Source organism: Sphingomonas morindae (assembly GCF_023822065.1).
In the GTDB taxonomy this organism is placed as follows: domain Bacteria; phylum Pseudomonadota; class Alphaproteobacteria; order Sphingomonadales; family Sphingomonadaceae; genus Solisphingomonas; species Solisphingomonas morindae.
In genome coordinates this window covers 478082-494226 of the sequence record NZ_CP084930.1, presented here as the reverse complement: position 1 = coordinate 494226, position 16145 = coordinate 478082, and the positions used below count along the sequence as shown (strand labels likewise).

General features: G+C 71.7%; 18 protein-coding genes. 13 read left to right on the top strand and 5 right to left on the bottom strand.

Annotation, left to right across the window (positions count from 1 at the left end):
• Positions 1–17 precede the first annotated feature (17 nt).
• Genes LHA26_RS02375 through cobT form a run of 3 tightly spaced genes read left to right on the top strand, consistent with a single transcriptional unit; the run spans position 18 to position 3498 of the window.
• Entirely contained in the window at positions 18–617 is a 600-nt protein-coding gene (locus LHA26_RS02375) for a J domain-containing protein (protein WP_252167160.1), read from the top strand.
• Between the two features lie 17 nt (positions 618–634).
• Positions 635–1636, top strand: a complete 1002-nt coding sequence (gene cobS / locus LHA26_RS02370) for a cobaltochelatase subunit CobS (protein WP_252167159.1) — start codon at positions 635–637, stop codon at positions 1634–1636.
• 29 nt (positions 1637–1665) lie between these two features.
• On the top strand, positions 1666–3498 hold the full coding sequence (gene cobT, locus LHA26_RS02365; protein ID WP_252167158.1) for a cobaltochelatase subunit CobT: 1833 nt from the start codon (positions 1666–1668) through the stop codon (positions 3496–3498).
• A gap of 109 nt (positions 3499–3607) precedes the next feature.
• On the opposite strand, the gene LHA26_RS02360 is transcribed toward cobT, so the two are convergent.
• A complete protein-coding gene (locus LHA26_RS02360; protein ID WP_252167157.1) occupies positions 3608–3973 on the bottom strand; it encodes a glycine zipper 2TM domain-containing protein in 366 nt (121 codons plus the stop codon).
• A gap of 134 nt (positions 3974–4107) precedes the next feature.
• On the opposite strand from LHA26_RS02360, the gene LHA26_RS02355 reads away from it, so the two are divergent.
• Complete coding sequence (locus LHA26_RS02355) at positions 4108–5082, top strand: esterase-like activity of phytase family protein (protein WP_252167156.1); 975 nt, start codon at positions 4108–4110, stop codon at positions 5080–5082.
• A gap of 94 nt (positions 5083–5176) precedes the next feature.
• Here the strand turns inward: LHA26_RS02355 and rpmB are convergent, their stop codons facing one another.
• Positions 5177–5470: a 50S ribosomal protein L28 gene (rpmB, locus tag LHA26_RS02350; protein WP_252167155.1), complete on the bottom strand. Its 294-nt coding sequence runs from the start codon at positions 5468–5470 to the stop codon at positions 5177–5179.
• 105 nt (positions 5471–5575) lie between these two features.
• On the opposite strand from rpmB, the gene LHA26_RS02345 reads away from it, so the two are divergent.
• The 7 genes from LHA26_RS02345 to phhA all read left to right on the top strand — a co-directional run bounded on the left by LHA26_RS02345 (position 5576) and on the right by phhA (position 10637).
• Positions 5576–5854: a YciI family protein gene (locus LHA26_RS02345; RefSeq protein ID WP_252167154.1), complete on the top strand. Its 279-nt coding sequence runs from the start codon at positions 5576–5578 to the stop codon at positions 5852–5854.
• A 67-nt stretch (positions 5855–5921) separates the two neighbouring features.
• Entirely contained in the window at positions 5922–6140 is a 219-nt protein-coding gene (locus tag LHA26_RS02340; RefSeq protein WP_252167153.1) for a hypothetical protein, read from the top strand.
• A gap of 3 nt (positions 6141–6143) precedes the next feature.
• Positions 6144–6335, top strand: a complete 192-nt coding sequence (locus LHA26_RS02335; RefSeq protein ID WP_252167152.1) for a YqaE/Pmp3 family membrane protein — start codon at positions 6144–6146, stop codon at positions 6333–6335.
• Position 6336: 1 nt separating this feature from the next.
• Complete coding sequence (locus LHA26_RS02330; protein ID WP_252167151.1) at positions 6337–6792, top strand: nucleoside deaminase; 456 nt, start codon at positions 6337–6339, stop codon at positions 6790–6792.
• Between the two features lie 35 nt (positions 6793–6827).
• The gene (locus LHA26_RS02325) at positions 6828–7643 is read left to right on the top strand and encodes an ATP-binding protein (RefSeq protein ID WP_252167150.1); all 816 of its coding nucleotides are present in this window, start codon (positions 6828–6830) and stop codon (positions 7641–7643) included.
• Entirely contained in the window at positions 7640–9730 is a 2091-nt protein-coding gene (gene ligA / locus LHA26_RS02320) for an NAD-dependent DNA ligase LigA (RefSeq protein ID WP_252167149.1), read from the top strand. Before LHA26_RS02325 ends, ligA begins: the two co-directional genes overlap by 4 nt.
• Positions 9731–9761: 31 nt before the next feature.
• Positions 9762–10637 (top strand): phenylalanine 4-monooxygenase, encoded by an 876-nt coding sequence (gene phhA, locus LHA26_RS02315; RefSeq protein ID WP_252167148.1) that lies wholly within the window; start codon positions 9762–9764, stop codon positions 10635–10637.
• 19 nt (positions 10638–10656) lie between these two features.
• Here the strand turns inward: phhA and LHA26_RS02310 are convergent, their stop codons facing one another.
• Both LHA26_RS02310 and LHA26_RS02305 read right to left on the bottom strand, forming a co-directional pair.
• Complete coding sequence (locus LHA26_RS02310) at positions 10657–11586, bottom strand: 50S ribosomal protein L11 methyltransferase (RefSeq protein WP_252167147.1); 930 nt, start codon at positions 11584–11586, stop codon at positions 10657–10659.
• Complete coding sequence (locus LHA26_RS02305) at positions 11576–12289, bottom strand: SDR family NAD(P)-dependent oxidoreductase (RefSeq protein WP_252167146.1); 714 nt, start codon at positions 12287–12289, stop codon at positions 11576–11578. Before LHA26_RS02305 ends, LHA26_RS02310 begins: the two co-directional genes overlap by 11 nt.
• Before the next feature lie 170 nt (positions 12290–12459).
• On the opposite strand from LHA26_RS02305, the gene LHA26_RS02300 reads away from it, so the two are divergent.
• Both LHA26_RS02300 and LHA26_RS02295 read left to right on the top strand, forming a co-directional pair.
• A complete protein-coding gene (locus LHA26_RS02300) occupies positions 12460–14304 on the top strand; it encodes a phosphoenolpyruvate carboxykinase (GTP) (protein ID WP_252167145.1) in 1845 nt (614 codons plus the stop codon).
• Positions 14305–14404: 100 nt separating this feature from the next.
• Positions 14405–15301, top strand: coding sequence for a peptidylprolyl isomerase (locus tag LHA26_RS02295; RefSeq protein WP_252167144.1), 897 nt, complete (start codon positions 14405–14407; stop codon positions 15299–15301).
• 42 nt (positions 15302–15343) lie between these two features.
• Here LHA26_RS02295 and LHA26_RS02290 read toward each other — a convergent pair whose 3' ends face one another.
• Positions 15344–16030 carry a YiaD family glycine zipper/OmpA-like lipoprotein gene (locus LHA26_RS02290; RefSeq protein ID WP_252167143.1) on the bottom strand — a complete coding sequence of 229 codons (687 nt, stop codon included), beginning with the start codon at positions 16028–16030 and terminating at the stop codon, positions 15344–15346.
• Positions 16031–16145: the final 115 nt, after the last annotated feature.

Below are 16145 nucleotides of genomic sequence, written 5' to 3'. Positions count from 1 at the left end.
GAAAACGGGGAGCTTCCTTGAGCGAACGGGACGGCAGACGGAGCGGACCGCGCTTCCACGGGCGGGTGGAGACGGGCCGGCGGTGCGAGGAGCCGGGGTGCGAGGCGCCCGGCGAATTCAGGGCGCCGGCGGTGCGCGGCGGCCAGCGGGATCAGCCCGGCGCGTGGCGCTGGCTGTGCCTGGATCATGTGCGGGCGTTCAACGCCGGCTATAATTTCTTCGAGGGCATGGATCCCGATGCGATCGCCCAGGCGCAGCGGCCCTATGCCGGCTGGGAGCGCGAGACCCGCGCCTTCAGCCATGTCGGCGCCGATCTGCCGCCGCGCTGGGGCGATTTCAGCGATCCGCTGGATGCGATCGGCGCCCGCTTCAAGGCGCGGGTCGCGGCCGAGCGGCCGCGCGCCGATGGCAAGCCGCTCTCGGGCGAGGATCGCCGGTCGCTGGAGACGCTGGGGCTCGGCCCCGATGCCGATCGCCGCGCGTTGCGCAGCCGCTATGCCGAACTTGTCCGCCGCTACCATCCCGATCGCAACGGGGGCGACCGCAGCCACGAACAGGCTTTGCAGGACGTGATCGCGGCCTATACGCAGCTCAAATCCGCTCCCGCCTTCGCCTGACTCGGAAAGACGCAAGAATGTCCGATATTGCCAATACCCAGCCCGATGCGCGCTCGGCCACGCTGCTGTCCGCACCCGACCGGGTGGTTTCGGTGCGCGACACGTTCGGGATCGACATCGATCTCGAAGTGCCCGCCTTTTCCGAAGCCGATGAGCGCGTGCCCGATCTCGATCCGGCCTATGTCTTCGATCCGGAAACGACCATCGCCATCCTGGCCGGGTTCGCGCACAATCGGCGGGTGATGGTGCAGGGCTATCACGGCACCGGCAAATCCTCGCATATCGAGCAGGTGGCGGCGCGGCTCAACTGGCCGTGCATCCGCATCAATCTGGACGCGCATGTCAGCCGGATCGATCTGATCGGGCGCGATGCGATCGTGCTGCGCGACGGCCAGCAGATCACCGAATTCCGCGAGGGCCTGCTGCCCTGGGCGCTGCAGACGCCGACCGCGCTGGTGTTCGACGAATATGACGCCGGCCGGCCGGACGTGATGTTCGTGATCCAGCGCGTGCTCGAGGCCGAGGGCAAGCTCACCCTGCTGGATCAGAACCGGGTGCTGCGCGCCAATCCCTGGTTCCGCCTGTTCGCCACCGCCAACACCGTCGGCCTGGGCGATACCACGGGCCTGTATCACGGCACCCAGCAGATCAACCAGGGCCAGATGGACCGCTGGAACATCGTCGTCACGCTCAACTATCTGCCCGCCGCCACCGAGGCGCGGATCGTGCTCGCCAAGTCCGGCGAATATGACAAGCCCGACGGCAAGCAGACGGTCGAGCGGATGGTGAAGGTCGCCGAGCTGACCCGCAACGGCTTCGTCGCCGGCGACATCTCGACCGTGATGAGCCCGCGCACGGTGATCTCCTGGGCGCAGAACGCGCTGATCTTCGGCGATGTCGGAACGGCGTTCCGGATGAGCTTCCTCAACAAGTGCGACGAGGCCGAGCGCGGGCTCGTGGCGGAATATTATCAGCGCGTGTTCGGCAAGGATCTGCCCGAAAGCGTGGCCAAGCGGTGACGCTGTGATCGCCGCCGCGGGGGTGAAGCATGGCTGAAGACAATCCGCTCGAAGCCTTCCGCCAGGTGCTCGGCGGCGCGACCCGGGCGCTGGCGGGCGAGCCCGAGGTGGAACTCGGCTATTCCGCCGACAGCCCGGTGCAGAGCGGCAAGACGATCAAGGTGCCGATTCCCGGCCGCACCCTGCCGCCCGAGCAGGTGGCCGAGGCGCGCGGCGCGGCCGATGCCTTCGCGCTGCGGCTGCGGCTGCACGATGCCGCGCTCCACCAGCGCCGCGCGCCGGCGGACGTCACCGCGCGCGCCGTGTTCGACGCGATCGAGCAGGCCCGGGTGGAGGCGCTGGGCGCGCGGGGGATGGACGGCATCGCCGCCAATCTCGCCAGCGGCCTGGCGGCGCGGATGCGCTCCGACCCGATCGCCCGCGCCCGCACGCGCGAGGAGGTGCCGCTCGCCACCGCCGTGGCGCTGATCGCGCGCGAGCGCCTGACCGGCCGCGCCGCGCCCGATCGCGCCGCGCCCGGGCTCGCCCTGGTGCGCGACTGGATCGAGGAGAAGGCCGGCGCCGAGCTTGACGCGCTGGGCCTCGCGCTCGACGATCAGTCCGCCTTCGCCGAGCTGGCGACGCGGCTGCTGCGCGATCTCGAGCTGGTCGCGCCCGAACTCCCGCCCGAAAGCGAGCCCGAGGAGGGCGGCGAGGAGGAGGAGGGCGAGAATCAGAATGAGGGCGAGAGCGACGAGGAGCGCGAAGGCGACGGCGCCGGCCCGCAGGAGCAGATGGAGGTGCGCTCCGAGAGCCAGGCCGGCGAGAGCGACCAGGGCGACACGCTCGACATGGATCGCGAGGCCGATGCCGATCAGGAAGGCGGCGAAGGCGACGAGGGCGATGAGAGCGCCGCGCCGGCGCGGCCCAACCGCGCCAATGACGATGGCACGCCGCGTTTCGACTATGCCGCCTACACCACCCGCTTCGACGAGATCGCCTATGCCGCGACCTTGTGCGACGAGGATGAGCTGACACGGCTGCGCGCCTATCTCGACCAGCAGCTCACCCATTTGCAGGGCGCCGTCACCAAGCTCGCCAACCGGCTGCAGCGACGCCTGATGGCGCAGCAATCCCGCTCCTGGGATTTCGATCAGGAGGAGGGGCTGCTGGATGCGGCGCGGCTGGCGCGGGTGGTCGTCACGCCGGGCCAGTCGCTGTCGTACAAGGTCGAGCGCGATACCGCGTTCCGCGACACGGTGGTGACGCTGCTGATCGACAATAGCGGTTCGATGCGCGGGCGGCCGATCTCGATCGCGGCCATCTCGGCCGATATTCTCGCGCGCACGCTGGAGCGGTGCGGCGTGAAGACCGAGATACTCGGCTTCACCACCCGCGCCTGGAAGGGCGGCCAATCGCGCGAGGCGTGGCTCGCGGCCGGCCGCCCGCCCATGCCGGGGCGGCTCAACGATCTCCGCCACATCGTCTACAAGGAAGCCGATGAGCCCTGGCGGCGGGCGCGCCGCAATCTGGGGCTGATGATGCGCGAGGGGCTGCTCAAGGAGAATATCGACGGCGAGGCGCTGCTCTGGGCGCATCAGCGGCTGATCGCGCGGCCCGAGGAGCGGCGCGTGCTGATGGTGATCTCGGACGGCGCGCCGGTCGACGATTCGACGCTCTCGGTGAACAGCGGCGCCTATCTGGAGCGGCATCTGCGCCAGGTGATCCAATGGATCGAGACGCGCTCGCCGGTGCAGCTGGTGGCGATCGGCATCGGGCATGATGTCACCCGCTATTATGCGCGGGCGGTGACGATCATGGATGCCGAGCAGCTGGGCGGCACCATGGTGGGGCAGCTCGCCGATCTGTTCGACGATCCCTGACGCGGGAGGCTTGGGCCGGACCGCGCGCGGCCCGGCCCTGCCTCCTACGCGACACGAGGCGCCCAAACGCTACGCGGGCGGAACGGCCGTAGCGGGCGCGAGATGAACCTCAGCAATCCCGATCGATCGCGCGGCCCGCGAGCGCGCCGAGCCCGCCGCCGAGCAGCGTGCCGGCCGCGCGATCGCCATGGCCGGCGATGCCGTTGCCGAGCAGCCCGCCCGCAATGGCGCCGATGATGGTGCCGCCGGTGCCCGCATCGCGGCAGGGGCGCCCGGGCGGCCGGCGCGGCGGGCGACGATCCTCGCGCTGGTCGCGGTCATCGCGATCGCGGGGATCGTCGCGATCATAGCGGTCATCGTCGCGGCCATGGCCGGGGGGCGGGGCGTGGCGATATTGCGCGCCGCCGGCGCCGGGCAGCACGCACCCGGCCAGGAGAATGGCCACCGCCAGAGCGGGCCGTCTTATCCGGCGCATGGACGATCTCCTCGGACCCCGCGGCGCGCGCGGCGCCGCCAGGCGCGGGCTTTGGCACGGCCAGGGTGAGTGCTGGCTGAATGAGCGGGCGCCTGGGCAATTCCACCCGGCGGCGATCCGCTCTAGGAGGGGCCATGGCCAAACTCGCCCTTCTCGCCGCGCTGGTGGCGCTGGCACCGCTGCCGCTCGCCTTCACCGCGCCACATGGGCAGCTGCGCGCGGTGGCGGTGCCGCTCGATCCCACCGATCCGGGGCGGGTCCAGGTGGGCCGGCTCCGCTATCGCGGCGGCTGGGTGCTGCACGGCAGCGACCGCGGCTTTGGCGGCATCTCCTCCATGACGATTCAGGACGGCCGCTTCACCTTGTTGAGCGATACCGGCACCGTCACCCAGTTCCGCTTCTCGGGCAGCGGGCCGCAGCGCGAATACCGGCTCTTCCCGCTGCCCGACGGCCCCGGCACGCCGCTGCGCAAGGTGAACCGCGACAGCGAATCCTCGACCTTCGATCCGGCGAGCGGCCATGTCTGGGCGGGGTTCGAGACGCGCAACGCGATCTGGCGCTACACCCGCGGCTTCGCCGCCGCCGATGGCCATGCCACGCCCCCCGCCATGGCGGACTGGCCGGCCAATGAGGGCGCCGAGGCGATGGTGCGGTTGCACGACGGCCGCTTCCTCGTCTTCGCCGAGACGATGCACGCGCCCAACGGCCATGCGCTGCTGCTGCTCTTCCCCGGCGATCCCGTGGAGGGCGCGGTGCCCGCGCGGCTGAGCTTCCGTGCGCCCGATGGCTTCGCGCCGACCGATGCCGCCGAACTGCCCGACGGGCGCGTGCTGGTGCTGCTGCGGCGCTTCCAGATCGGCGCGGGGCTGCTGAGCGGCACGCTCGGCTTTTCCGCCGCGCTGGCGATCATCGATCCGCGCGCGGCCAAGGCGGGCGACGATCTCGCCGCCGCGCCCGTGGCGCGGCTCGCGCCGCCGCTGACGGTGGACAATATGGAGGCGCTGGCGGTGGAGCCACGCGACGGGCGGCTGCTCGTCTGGATCGCCTCGGACGATAATTTCCTCGCGCTCCAGCGCACGCTGCTGCTGTGCTTCGAGCTGCGCGACTAGGCCGCGGAATCGGCCGGCCGAACGGCAAAAGGCCCGCGCGGCGCAGCCGGCGGGCCCTTGCGGCACGGCGGCGGGCAGGCCCGCCGACCGCGAATCAGGCGGCGACGGCCGCCTTCTTCTTGGCGATCTCGCGCTTCAACCGGCGCGCGCGCAGGCTCAGCTGATCGTCGTTGGTCTTGGTCAGCCAATTGTCGAGGCCGCCGACATGCTCCACCGAGCGCAGGCCGTGCGTCGAAACGCGCAGGCGCACCGACTGGCCGAGCGCGTCGGAGATCAGCGTCACATTCTGCAGGTTCGGCAGAAAGGTCCGCTTGGTCTTGTTATTGGCGTGGGACACGTTGTGGCCGATCTGGCGACCCTTGCCCGTCAGCTCGCAAATGCGCGACATGATCTCAAATCCCGAAAGAATCTATTGCCCGGAAAGCCGGCGTCCCTAAGGCACCGGGGGCGCGCGGTCAAGCCGAAGCGCGCGCAAGGCCCGGAAGGAGACGCCATGAAGCCGTTCATGATCCTCGCACGCGATCACGCCGACGCCGGCACGCTGCGGGCCGAGACGCGGCCCCGGCACCTCGCCTATCTCAAGACGCTGGGGGAGCGCATCCTCCGCGCCGGGCCGCTGCTGGATCCGGCGGGCGCGCCGCAAGGCTCGCTGATCCTTGCCGAGTTCGACGGGCTGGACGCGGCGCGCGCGTTCGCGGCGGGCGATCCCTATGCCGAGGCCGGGCTGTTCGCCTCGCTCGAGGTGTGCGAATGGCGCCATGTCCTCCCCTGAAACCGTGACGCCCCCGCGACGTTGATGCGGACTTGATACCGATCATGGCTTGCGGGAGAGAGAGACGATGCGCGCGATCCTGGTTCTGCTGATCATCCTCGTCGTCGTCGCCATCGCCCTGGTGGCGACGGGCTATATCAATGTCGATCAGACGCGCCAGGCGGCGCTGCCCAAGATTGAGGTGAAGGGCGGGCAGGCGCCGGCGTTCGACGTGCAGACCGCCAATGTCAGCGTCCATAACGAGACGGTGCAGGTGCCGACGGTCGACGTGAAGAAGCCGCGCTGAGCCATGGACCGGCCCTCGATCCTGGCGATCATCCTCGCGGTGCTGCTGCCGCCCGTGGGGGTGTGGCTGGCGCGCGGCATCGGCCCGGCCTTCTGGCTGTCGCTGCTGCTGACGCTGCTCGCCTATGTCCCCGGCATGATCTTCTCGCTGGTGGTGGTGCTGCGGCCCGGTCTGCTCGGCCGTTCGTCGCTCTGACATGGCCTTCCCGCTGCCGGCGCCGATGCGGCTCGCGCTCGACGCGGCGGCGGCGGCCGGTCGCGCCGGCGAGGTGCCCGTCGGCGCGGTGGTGACCCGGGCGGGGGCGGTGGTGGCGGTCGCCCCCAATCGGATGCGCGCCAGCGGCGATCCTACCGCCCATGCCGAGATGGAGGCGATCCGGCTGGCGGCGGCGACGCTTGGCACGGGCCGGCTGGATGGCTGCGCGCTCTGGGTGACGCTGGAACCCTGCGCGATGTGCGCGGGGGCGATCGCCCATGCCCGGGTCGAGACGCTCTATTACGGCGCCGCCGACGAGAAGGGCGGCGCGGTGGCGCACGGCCCGCGCTTCTTCGGCCAGCCGACCTGCCATCACCGTCCGGACATCTATCCCGGCATCGGCGAGGGCGAGGCGGCGGCGCTGCTGCGCACCTTCTTCGCGGCGCGGCGTGGATGATGCATTGCCCGGCGAGGCCGGCTATGGCCCGCGCCATGTCCGAGCACAGCCTGTCCCGCATCGCCGCCGCGCTCGAGCGGCTGTCGCCGCCGCCGCCGCCGGCGGCGGACCCGCTCGCCCATCCCGCCTATGTGTGGCGCGAGGGCACGCTGGTGGCGGCGCGCGCCTTTCGCCCGCTGGCGCTCGAGCTGCTCACCGGGGTGGATCGGCAGAAGGCGGCGCTGGTCGAGAATATGCGGCGCCTGGCGGCCGGCCTGCCGGCGCATGACGTGCTGCTCTGGGGCGCGCGCGGCACCGGCAAATCCTCGCTGGTGAAGAGCGCGGTCGGCGCGCTCCAGGCCGATGGCGCGGCGCTTGCGCTGGTCGAGGTGGCGCCTGACGCGCTGGCGGCGCTGCCGCATCTGTTCGATCTCGTCGCCGAGGCGCCGCGCGCCTTCGCGCTGTTCGTCGACGATCTCGGCTTCGAGGAGGATGGCGCGGGCGCGCGCACGCTGCGCTCGCTGCTGGAGGGCGGCGCCGAGGCTCGGCCCGACAATGCGCGGCTGCATGTCACCGCCAATCGCCGCCACATCGTGACGCGCGAGTTCGGCGAGGCGGAGCGCGCGGTGAACGCGCGCGATGTGCTGGACGACCGGCTGGCGCTGGCCGATCGCTTCGGGCTGAGCCTAGGCTTCCACGCCATCGATCAGACCAGCTATCTGGCGATGGTGGAAGCCTATGCGCGGGCGCGCGGCCTGCCCTTCGAGGCGGCGGACGCGATCGCCTGGGCGACGGGGCGGGGCGCCCGCTCGGGCCGCGTCGCCTGGCAATATGTGGTGGAACTGGCCGGACGCGAGGGACGCACGCTATGACCGAGGATGAGGCCCGCGCGCGGCTGGCCTGGCTCGCCGCCGAGATCGCGCGGCACGACCGGCTCTATCACGATCAGGACGCGCCGGAGATTTCGGACGCCGACTATGACGCGCTGGTGCGCGAGAATCGCGCGCTGGAGGCGGACTGGCCGGCGCTGGCGCGCGACGATTCGCCTTCGCGCCGGGTCGGCGTGGCGCCGTCCAGCCCGCTCGCCAAGATCGCGCATGCCAAAGCGATGATGAGCCTCGACAACGCCTTCGCCGATGACGAGGTGCGCGAGTTCGTGGCGCGGGTGCGGCGCTTCCTGGCGCTGGCCGAGGATGCGCCGGTGGCGCTGACCGCCGAGCCCAAGATCGACGGCCTGTCCTGCTCGCTGCGCTACGAGCAGGGCCGGCTGGTGCAGGCGGCGACGCGCGGCGACGGCACCACGGGCGAGGATGTCACCCCCAATGTCCGCACCATCGCCGACGTGCCCGAGCGGCTTGCCGGCGATGCCCCGGCGGTGTTCGAGGTGCGCGGCGAAGTCTACATGGCCAAGGCCGATTTCGCGGCGCTCAACGCGCGGCTGGCCGGCGAGCGCGTGTTCGCCAATCCGCGCAACGCGGCGGCGGGGTCGCTGCGCCAGAAGGACGCGGCGGTGACGCGGGCACGGCCGCTGCGCTTCCTCGCGCATGGCTGGGGCGAAGTGTCCGCGCTGCCCGCCGAGAGCCAGGCGGGGGTGATGGCGGCGATCGCCGGCTGGGGGCTGCCCGTTTCCGATTTGCTGGCGCTGTGCGCCACCGTGGACGAGGCGCTGGAGCGCTACCGCGCGATCGAGCGGCGGCGCGCCGACCTGCCCTTCGATATCGACGGCGTGGTGTACAAGGTGGATCGGCTGGATTGGCAGCAGCGGCTGGGCGCGGTGGCGCGCGCGCCGCGCTGGGCGATCGCGCACAAATTCCCGGCCGAACGCGCCGAGACGCTGCTCGAGCGGATCGACATCCAGGTCGGCCGCACCGGGGCGCTCACCCCCGTGGCGCGGCTCGAGCCGGTGACGGTGGGCGGCGTGGTGGTGACCAACGCGACGCTGCACAATGCCGACGAGATCGCCCGGCTCGGCGCCCGCCCGGGCGACCGGGTGGTGGTGCAGCGCGCGGGCGACGTGATTCCGCAGATCGTCGAGGTGCTCACGCGTGATGCCGCGCGGCCCGACTTCGTCTTTCCCGATCATTGCCCGGAATGCCAGTCGCTGGTGGAGCGCGGGCCGGGCGAGGTCGTGTATCGCTGCACCGGCGGCCTGATCTGTCCCGCGCAGCGCGTGGAGCGGCTGCGCCACTTCGTGTCGCGCCACGCCATGGACGTGGAAGGGCTGGGGCTGACGCTGATCGAGGATTTCTTCCGCGACGGGCTGATCGCTACGCCGGCCGACATCTACCGGCTGACCGAGGAGACGCTGCGCGCGCGCAAGAAGGATGGGCGCGTCTGGGCGGCCAATCTCGTGAAGGGGATCGACGCCAGCCGCACGCGGCCGCTGGATCGCTTTCTGTTCGCGCTCGGCATCCGCCATGTCGGCGAGGTGACGGCGCGCGATCTCGCGCGGCGGTTCGGCACGCTGGAAGCGCTGCGCGCGCGACTGGACGCGCTGTGCGAGGCGCGCGCGGCGTTGACGCAGGCGCCCGGCGAAAGCGACGAGAAATTCGCCGCGCGCCGCGCCAAGCAGCTGGCCGAGGCGATCGACGTGGCCGGCATCGGCCCCGAGGTGGCGGACGCGCTTGTGGATTTCTGGGCGGAGCCGCACAATCGCGCGGCCGTGCAGGATCTGCTCGACCAGGGCGTCACGCCCGCCGAGGTGGTGCACCGCACGGTCGAGTCCGAGATTTCGGGCCAGACGGTGGTATTTACCGGCAAGCTCGTCACCATGTCGCGCGACGAGGCGAAGGCGCAGGCGGAGCGACTCGGCGCCAAGGCGGCGGGATCGGTCTCGAAGGCGACCGATTTGGTCGTGGCCGGGGCGGACGCGGGCTCCAAGCTCAAGAAAGCGCAGGATCTCGGGATAAAGGTGGTGAGCGAGGAGGAATGGGCGGCGATCGTGGCGCGCGCGGGGTAGCAGAAGCCGTATCTTCTGTTACCATCCCGCCATGGCCGAGCATGTCCTGGATCGCCCGCCGGAGGGCGCCGCCGCCGATTGGACCATTCCGCAGGATTGGGCCGCCTATTCGGCCCAGGCCCATGCGACCTGGGATCTGCTGTTCCGCCGGCAATCGGCGCAGCTGCCGGGCCGCGCCGCCGAGGCCTTTCTGCGCGGGCTGGACGTGCTGCGCCTGTCCAAGCCGGGCATTCCCGATTTCGAGGAATTGTCGGACCGGCTGGCGAAGCTGACCGGCTGGCGAGTGGTGGCGGTGCCGGGGCTGGTGCCCGATGCCGTCTTCTTCGATCACCTCGCCAATCGCCGCTTCGTCGCGGGCAATTTCATCCGCCGGCCCGACCAGCTCGATTATCTGGAAGAGCCGGACGTGTTCCACGACGTGTTCGGCCATGTTCCGCTGCTCGCCGACCCGGTCTTCGCGGATTATATGCAGGCCTATGGCGAGGGCGGGCTGCGCAGCCTCTCGTTCGGCGCGCTCCACAAGCTGGCGCGGCTCTACTGGTATACGGTGGAGTTCGGGCTGGTGCGCGAGGCCGGCGGCCTGCGCCTGTTCGGCGCGGGCATCGTCTCCAGCCATGGCGAGAGCCGCTTCGCGCTGGAGGATGACAGCCCCAACCGCATCGGCTTCGATCTCGAGCGGGTGATGCGCACCCGCTACCGGATCGACGATTATCAGCAGAGCTATTTCGTGATCGACAGTTTCGAGGATCTGCTCCGCCAGACGGTGGAGACGGACTTCGCCCCGCTTTACGCGCGCCTCGAGGGCGCGAGCGACCATGATCCCGCCGATCTCCTGCCGGGCGACGCGGTGATCACGCGCGGCACCCAGGCGCATGCGCGGGGCCGCGCCGGGCGCGCGCCCCTCTAGGCACCGGGGGCCGCCCCGATCAGTCGCGCAGCCAGGTGCGGCGCTTGCGCAGGGTGAGCACGGGCCAGTCACCGCGCTGGTGGCTGGCGGCGAGGCGGAAGCCGCGCCGGCGATAGGCGGCGGCCACGGCATCGGCCTGGCTGTCGAGCAGCCCGGCGAGCAGCAGGGTGCCGCCGGGCGCCACCACCGCGCCGATGCTGGGCGCGAGTTCGATCAGCGGCTGGGCGAGGATGTTGGCGATCACCAGATCGAAGGGCCCGAAGGCGTCGTAGAGCGGATGCGCCACGCCTTCGGCCTCGGCCACCACCAGCGCGCCGCGGCCGCCGCCGATGCGCACGCCATTGGCTTCGGCATTGTCCAGCGTCACGCGCACCGAGACGGGATCGATATCGGTGGCGAGCGCGCGGGCGCGCGGCCACAGCGCCAGCGCGGCGAAGGCGAGCAGGCCGGTGCCGGTGCCGACATCGGCGATCGCCTCGAAGCGTCGGCCCGCGCGCTTGAGCCCGTCCAGCACCTCCAGGCAGCCGGCGGTGGTATAATGATGGCCGGTGCCGAAGGCCTGGCCGGCATCGATCAGAAAGGGCACGGCGCCCGGCGGCGGTGCGACATCGGCATGCGCCGCGGTGTGGACGAAGAAGCGGCCGGCATGGATCGGCTCGAGCCCGGCCTGGCTCAGCGTCACCCAATCCTGATCGGGCACGGGCTCGACGCGCGGCGCCTCGGTGGAGGCGACCAGCGCGCGCACCGCCGCGATCGTCGCCGCGTCCGGCTCGCCCTCGACATAGGCCTCGAGCAGCCAGGCCTCGGGCTGCGTCTCGTCCGGCTCGAGCGTGTTGAGCACGGGCGGGGTGTCCAGGTCGGGAAAGGGATCGGTCGCCAACGCGAGCGCCTCGGCCTCGGCGCGGGTGCAGGGCAGCACGATCTTCCAGCTCGTCGCCTCAGCGGACATAGCTGGCCCCGTTGACGTCGATCACGCTGCCGGTGGCGGAGGCGGGGGCGGTGGTCGCCAGCCAGCGCACCGTCTCGGCCACTTCCTCGGGCATGGCGACGCGGCCGAGCGGAATATCGGCGAGCAGGCCGGGGCCGCCCCGGCTGGCGATATACTCCTCCGCCATGCCCGTCATGGTGAAGCCGGGGCAGACGGCAAAGGCGAGGATGCCCTCGCGCCCATAGCCGCGCGCGATCGTCTTGGTCATGCCCACCATGCCCGCCTTGGCGGCGGCATAATGCCAATGCGCGGGCGAATCGCCGCGATACGCGGCGCGGCTCGCGACATTGACGATGCGGCCGCCGCCGCCCCGCCGCTGGAAATGCTGCACCGCCAGCCGGCTCAGTTCGGCGGCGGCGGTGAGGTTGATGCGCAGCGTGCGCTCCCAGGCGGCGAGCCACGCCTCGTCGGCGCCGTCGAGCGGCGCGGCCTCGAACACGCCGGCATTGTTGATCAGCACGTCGACGCGGCCGTCGAGCCGCTCGATCGCCTCCGCCCAGAGCCGGGCGGCGGCGCCGGTCTCGGCGAGATCCGCCGCGACTCGGCCGGGCGCGGCGCGGGTGCCATGGCCCACACAATTGTGGCCCTGCGCGACAAGCGCCTCGACAATGGCGGCGCCAATTCCCCGGCTGGAGCCGGTCACGAGCATGTTCAGCGTTGTCATGATCGCCGCTTTATCGGCTCCGGGGCGCGGGGCAAGCGCTGCTTTGTCTCGGCGGCCCCTCCCTTTATCGGCTTTGTATCGTGATCGCGCTGTCATTCCGCCGGTTCGACTTGGCGCGCGACGCCCCTTCCTGTTCACTCCGCGCAGAAGACGAGCGAGGGAGACGGAACATGGCCACCGCTATCGATCATGGCGCGCCGCCGGTGGCGCCGACCCGCCATCCCGGCCTGCTGGCCTTTGTCGCCGAGGTGGCGGCGCTGACGAAGCCCGACCGGGTGCATTGGTGCGACGGATCGGAGGCCGAGGCGGCGGCGCTGGCGGACGCGCTGGTCGCGGCGGGAACGCTGATCCCGCTCGATCCCGCCAAGCGGCCGAACAGCTTCTACGCGCGCTCGGATCCGCGCGACGTGGCGCGGGTGGAGAGCCGCACCTTCATCTGTTCGGAGCGCGAGGCGGACGCCGGGCCGACCAACAATTGGCGCGCGCCCGAGGCGATGCGCGCGACGCTGACGCCGCTGTTCGAGGGCGCGATGCGCGGGCGGACCCTCTATGTGGTGCCGTTCTGTATGGGGCCGATCGACTCGCCGCACAGCGTGATCGGGGTGGAGCTGACCGACAGCGCCTATGTCGTCCTGTCGATGCGGATCATGACGCGTATGGGCACGGCCGCGCTCGACAGGCTGGGCAGCGCCGGCGCCTTTGTCCGCTGCGTCCACAGCGTCGGCGCGCCGCTCGCCCCCGGCGCGCGCGACAGCGCCTGGCCCTGCGCCGACGAGAAATATATCGTCCATTATCCCGAGACGCGCGAGATCTGGTCCTACGGCTCGGGCTATGGCGGCAATGCGCTGCTCGGGAAAAAATGTCTGGCGCTGCGCATCGCCTCGGCCATGGCGCGCGACGAGGGCTGGCTCGCCGAACATATGCTGATCCTCAAGCTCACCGCGCCGGACGGCGCCGTGCACTATATCGCCGCCGCCTTTCCCAGCGCCTGCGGCAAGACCAACATGGCGATGCTGGAGCCGGCGCTGCCCGGCTGGACGGCGGAGACGATCGGCGACGATATCGCCTGGATGCGCTTCGGCGCCGATGGCCGGCTCTACGCCATCAATCCCGAGGCGGGCTTTTTCGGGGTCGCGCCCGGCAACGGCCCCGCCACCAACCGCAACGCGGTCGCCACGCTCCACGCCAATTGCCTCTTCACCAACACCGCGCTGACGGCGGACGGCGATGTCTGGTGGGAGGGGCTGAGCGAGACGCCGCCGCCGGGGCTGATCGACTGGCGCGGCCGTCGCCACGATCCACGCTCGGGCGAGCCCGCCGCGCACCCCAATGCGCGCTTCACGGCGCCCGCCGCGCAATGCCCCTCGATCGCGCGGGAATGGCAGGATTCGGCGGGGGTGCCGATTTCGGCGCTGCTGTTCGGCGGGCGGCGCGCCAGCGCGGTACCGCTGGTGACCGAGGCCTATGATTGGGCGCAGGGCGTGTATCTCGCCGCCAGCATCGCCTCCGAGGCGACCGCCGCCGCCGAGGGCGAGATCGGCGCGTTGCGCCGCGATCCCTTCGCCATGCTGCCCTTTTGCGGCTATGACATGGGCGCCTATTTCGGCCATTGGCTGCGCCTGGGCGAAGCGGCGGCGGCGGCCGGCGCCACGCTGCCGGGAATTTATCTGGTCAACTGGTTCCGCAAGGATCCGCAGGGCCGCTTCCTCTGGCCCGGCTTTGGCGACAATGCGCGCGTGCTCAAGTGGATCGTCGAGCGGATCGAGGGCCGGGCGGCGGCGGAGGATACGCCGATCGGGCGCGTGCCGGCGGCGGACGCGCTGGACCTGTCGGGCCTGGCGCTGGCGCCCGGCGCGCTCGATACGCTGCGCGGGGTCGATCCCCGGCTGTGGAACGAGGAGGCGCGCCGCGCGGGCGAGGATCTCGCGCGCTTCGGCGACAGTCTGCCGGAGGCGCTCCGGGCCGAGCAACGCGCGCTCGAGGCCCGGCTCGCGATCGTGACCGGCGGCGCCTGAGCCATGCCGCACGGGCGGAGGCGGCGGGTGCCCGCATCGGCGTAGCGGGAAGCGTAGCGGGGGCGTGACGCGGGCCGGCCGCCGTGGCAGCATCGCCGCCATGCGCCCGCTGCTCCTCCCGCTCGCCGCCCTGTCGCTCGCCGCCGCCGCGCCGGCGCCGGCCCCGCTCAGCCCCACCGAGATCGTCGCCGCCGCGCCCGCCTCGGCGTGGCGCGCCATCGATCCGGCGACCCTGCTCGTGCTGGATCTCGCGCAGGGCGGCCGCGCGGTGATCGCGCTCGCGCCCGGCTTCGCGCCCGCCCATGTCGCCAATATCGTCGCGCTGGTCCGTGCCGGCTGGTTCGACGGCAACGCCATCGTCCGCGTGCAGGACAATTATGTCGTGCAATGGGGCGGGGCACCCGCGCCGGGCCGGATGCGGCCCAAGAGCCTCGTCGCGCATCCGCCGGCCGAATATGAGCGGCCGCGCGCGGGCCTCGCGCTGCGCGCGCTCCCGGGCCGCGATGTCTATGCGGCGCAGACCGGCTTTGTCGGCGGCTTCCCGGTGGCGAGCGACGGCCGCACCGCCTGGCTCGCCCATTGCTACGCCATGGTGGGGGTGGGCCGCGACATGCCGCCCGACACGGGCGACGGCAGCGAGCTGTACGCGGTGATCGGCCAGGCGCCCCGCCATCTCGATCGCAACATCGCGCTGGTCGGCCGCGTGATCGACGGCATGGAGAGGCTGGCGGCGCTGCCGCGCGGGGGCGCGGCGCTCGGCTTCTATGCCAGCCCGGCGGAAAACAGCCCTATCCTGCGCGCGCGCCTCGCCTCCGACATGCCGCCGGCCGAGCGCCCGCATTATGAGGAGATGGACGTGGCGAGCCCGAGCTTCGCCACCTATCTCGCCGCCAAGACGAACCGCCGCGACGCCTTCTTCGTCCGCCCCGCCAACGCGCTCGATCTCTGCGCGGCGCCGGTGCCGACGCGGCCGGCGGGCGCGGGATCGCCGCATTAGCCGCCGGAGAAGGCGGGGCGCGGCCCGCCTGGCGGCTTGTCCTTAGGAAGCGCCGCTCCGGTCGTCCTGCGTCACCGGCGTGAGCTTGATCTCGACGCGGCGGTTCTGCTGCCGGCCATCGGGCGTGTCGTTGGAGGCGATGGGCATTTGCGCGCCCATGCCGCGCACGCCGATCCTCGGCGGCACCACGCCATGGCCGGCGAGATAATCCGCCACCGCCCGCGCGCGGTTCTGCGAGAGCGGCACGTTGATCGCGTCGCCGCCGGTGCTGTCGGTATAGCCATAGACATCGACGAAGGTCTGCGGATAGGCGGCGAGCGTCTGCGCCACCCGGTCCAGCGTCGCCTGGAAGCGCGGCTGGATGAGATAGGAATTGGTGTCGAAGGTGATCGAGGAGGGCATGCGCAGCGTCAGCTCGTCGCCGCGCCGCTCGACCGCGATGCCCGAGCCCGCCGTCTGCGCGCGGAGCCGGCGCTCCTGCTGGTCCATATAGGAACCGACCGCCGTGCCCGCGAGCGCGCCGATGCCGGCGCCGAGCAGCGTTTCCGTCTGGCTGTGGCGGCCGCCGACCAGCGCGCCCAGCACCGCGCCGCCCGCCGCGCCACCCAGCGCGCCGATGCCGGTCTTGGACATGGTGCGCTCGCCGGTATTGGGATCGGTGACGCAGCCGGCGGTGGCGAGCAGCGCGAGCGTCGCGGCGGCGGTGCCGAGCGAACGGGGCAGGGCCATGGATCACTCCTCTGAATAGGCGGACGAAAGCGGGTGCGGTGCGCGGCCGGGCGGCCGCCGGCCCCCTGTTTGCGCGCGCGGCTGAACCGAGGCTGACCATCAAGGTTGTGGCGGC

Bases quoted from the DNA above. Each gene is read 5' to 3' on its own strand.
- cobS (WP_252167159.1), top strand. From the start codon at position 635: ATGTCCGATATTGCCAATACCCAGCCCGATGCGCGCTCGGCCACGCTG.
- cobT (WP_252167158.1), top strand. From the start codon at position 1,666: ATGGCTGAAGACAATCCGCTCGAAGCCTTCCGCCAGGTGCTCGGCGGC.
- LHA26_RS02360 (WP_252167157.1), bottom strand. From the start codon at position 3,973: ATGCGCCGGATAAGACGGCCCGCTCTGGCGGTGGCCATTCTCCTGGCC.
- LHA26_RS02355 (WP_252167156.1), top strand. From the start codon at position 4,108: ATGGCCAAACTCGCCCTTCTCGCCGCGCTGGTGGCGCTGGCACCGCTG.
- rpmB (WP_252167155.1), bottom strand. From the start codon at position 5,470: ATGTCGCGCATTTGCGAGCTGACGGGCAAGGGTCGCCAGATCGGCCAC.
- LHA26_RS02345 (WP_252167154.1), top strand. From the start codon at position 5,576: ATGAAGCCGTTCATGATCCTCGCACGCGATCACGCCGACGCCGGCACG.
- LHA26_RS02340 (WP_252167153.1), top strand. From the start codon at position 5,922: ATGCGCGCGATCCTGGTTCTGCTGATCATCCTCGTCGTCGTCGCCATC.
- LHA26_RS02335 (WP_252167152.1), top strand. From the start codon at position 6,144: ATGGACCGGCCCTCGATCCTGGCGATCATCCTCGCGGTGCTGCTGCCG.
- LHA26_RS02330 (WP_252167151.1), top strand. From the start codon at position 6,337: ATGGCCTTCCCGCTGCCGGCGCCGATGCGGCTCGCGCTCGACGCGGCG.
- LHA26_RS02325 (WP_252167150.1), top strand. From the start codon at position 6,828: ATGTCCGAGCACAGCCTGTCCCGCATCGCCGCCGCGCTCGAGCGGCTG.
- ligA (WP_252167149.1), top strand. From the start codon at position 7,640: ATGACCGAGGATGAGGCCCGCGCGCGGCTGGCCTGGCTCGCCGCCGAG.
- phhA (WP_252167148.1), top strand. From the start codon at position 9,762: ATGGCCGAGCATGTCCTGGATCGCCCGCCGGAGGGCGCCGCCGCCGAT.
- LHA26_RS02310 (WP_252167147.1), bottom strand. From the start codon at position 11,586: ATGTCCGCTGAGGCGACGAGCTGGAAGATCGTGCTGCCCTGCACCCGC.
- LHA26_RS02305 (WP_252167146.1), bottom strand. From the start codon at position 12,289: ATGACAACGCTGAACATGCTCGTGACCGGCTCCAGCCGGGGAATTGGC.
- LHA26_RS02300 (WP_252167145.1), top strand. From the start codon at position 12,460: ATGGCCACCGCTATCGATCATGGCGCGCCGCCGGTGGCGCCGACCCGC.
- LHA26_RS02295 (WP_252167144.1), top strand. From the start codon at position 14,405: ATGCGCCCGCTGCTCCTCCCGCTCGCCGCCCTGTCGCTCGCCGCCGCC.
- LHA26_RS02290 (WP_252167143.1), bottom strand. From the start codon at position 16,030: ATGGCCCTGCCCCGTTCGCTCGGCACCGCCGCCGCGACGCTCGCGCTG.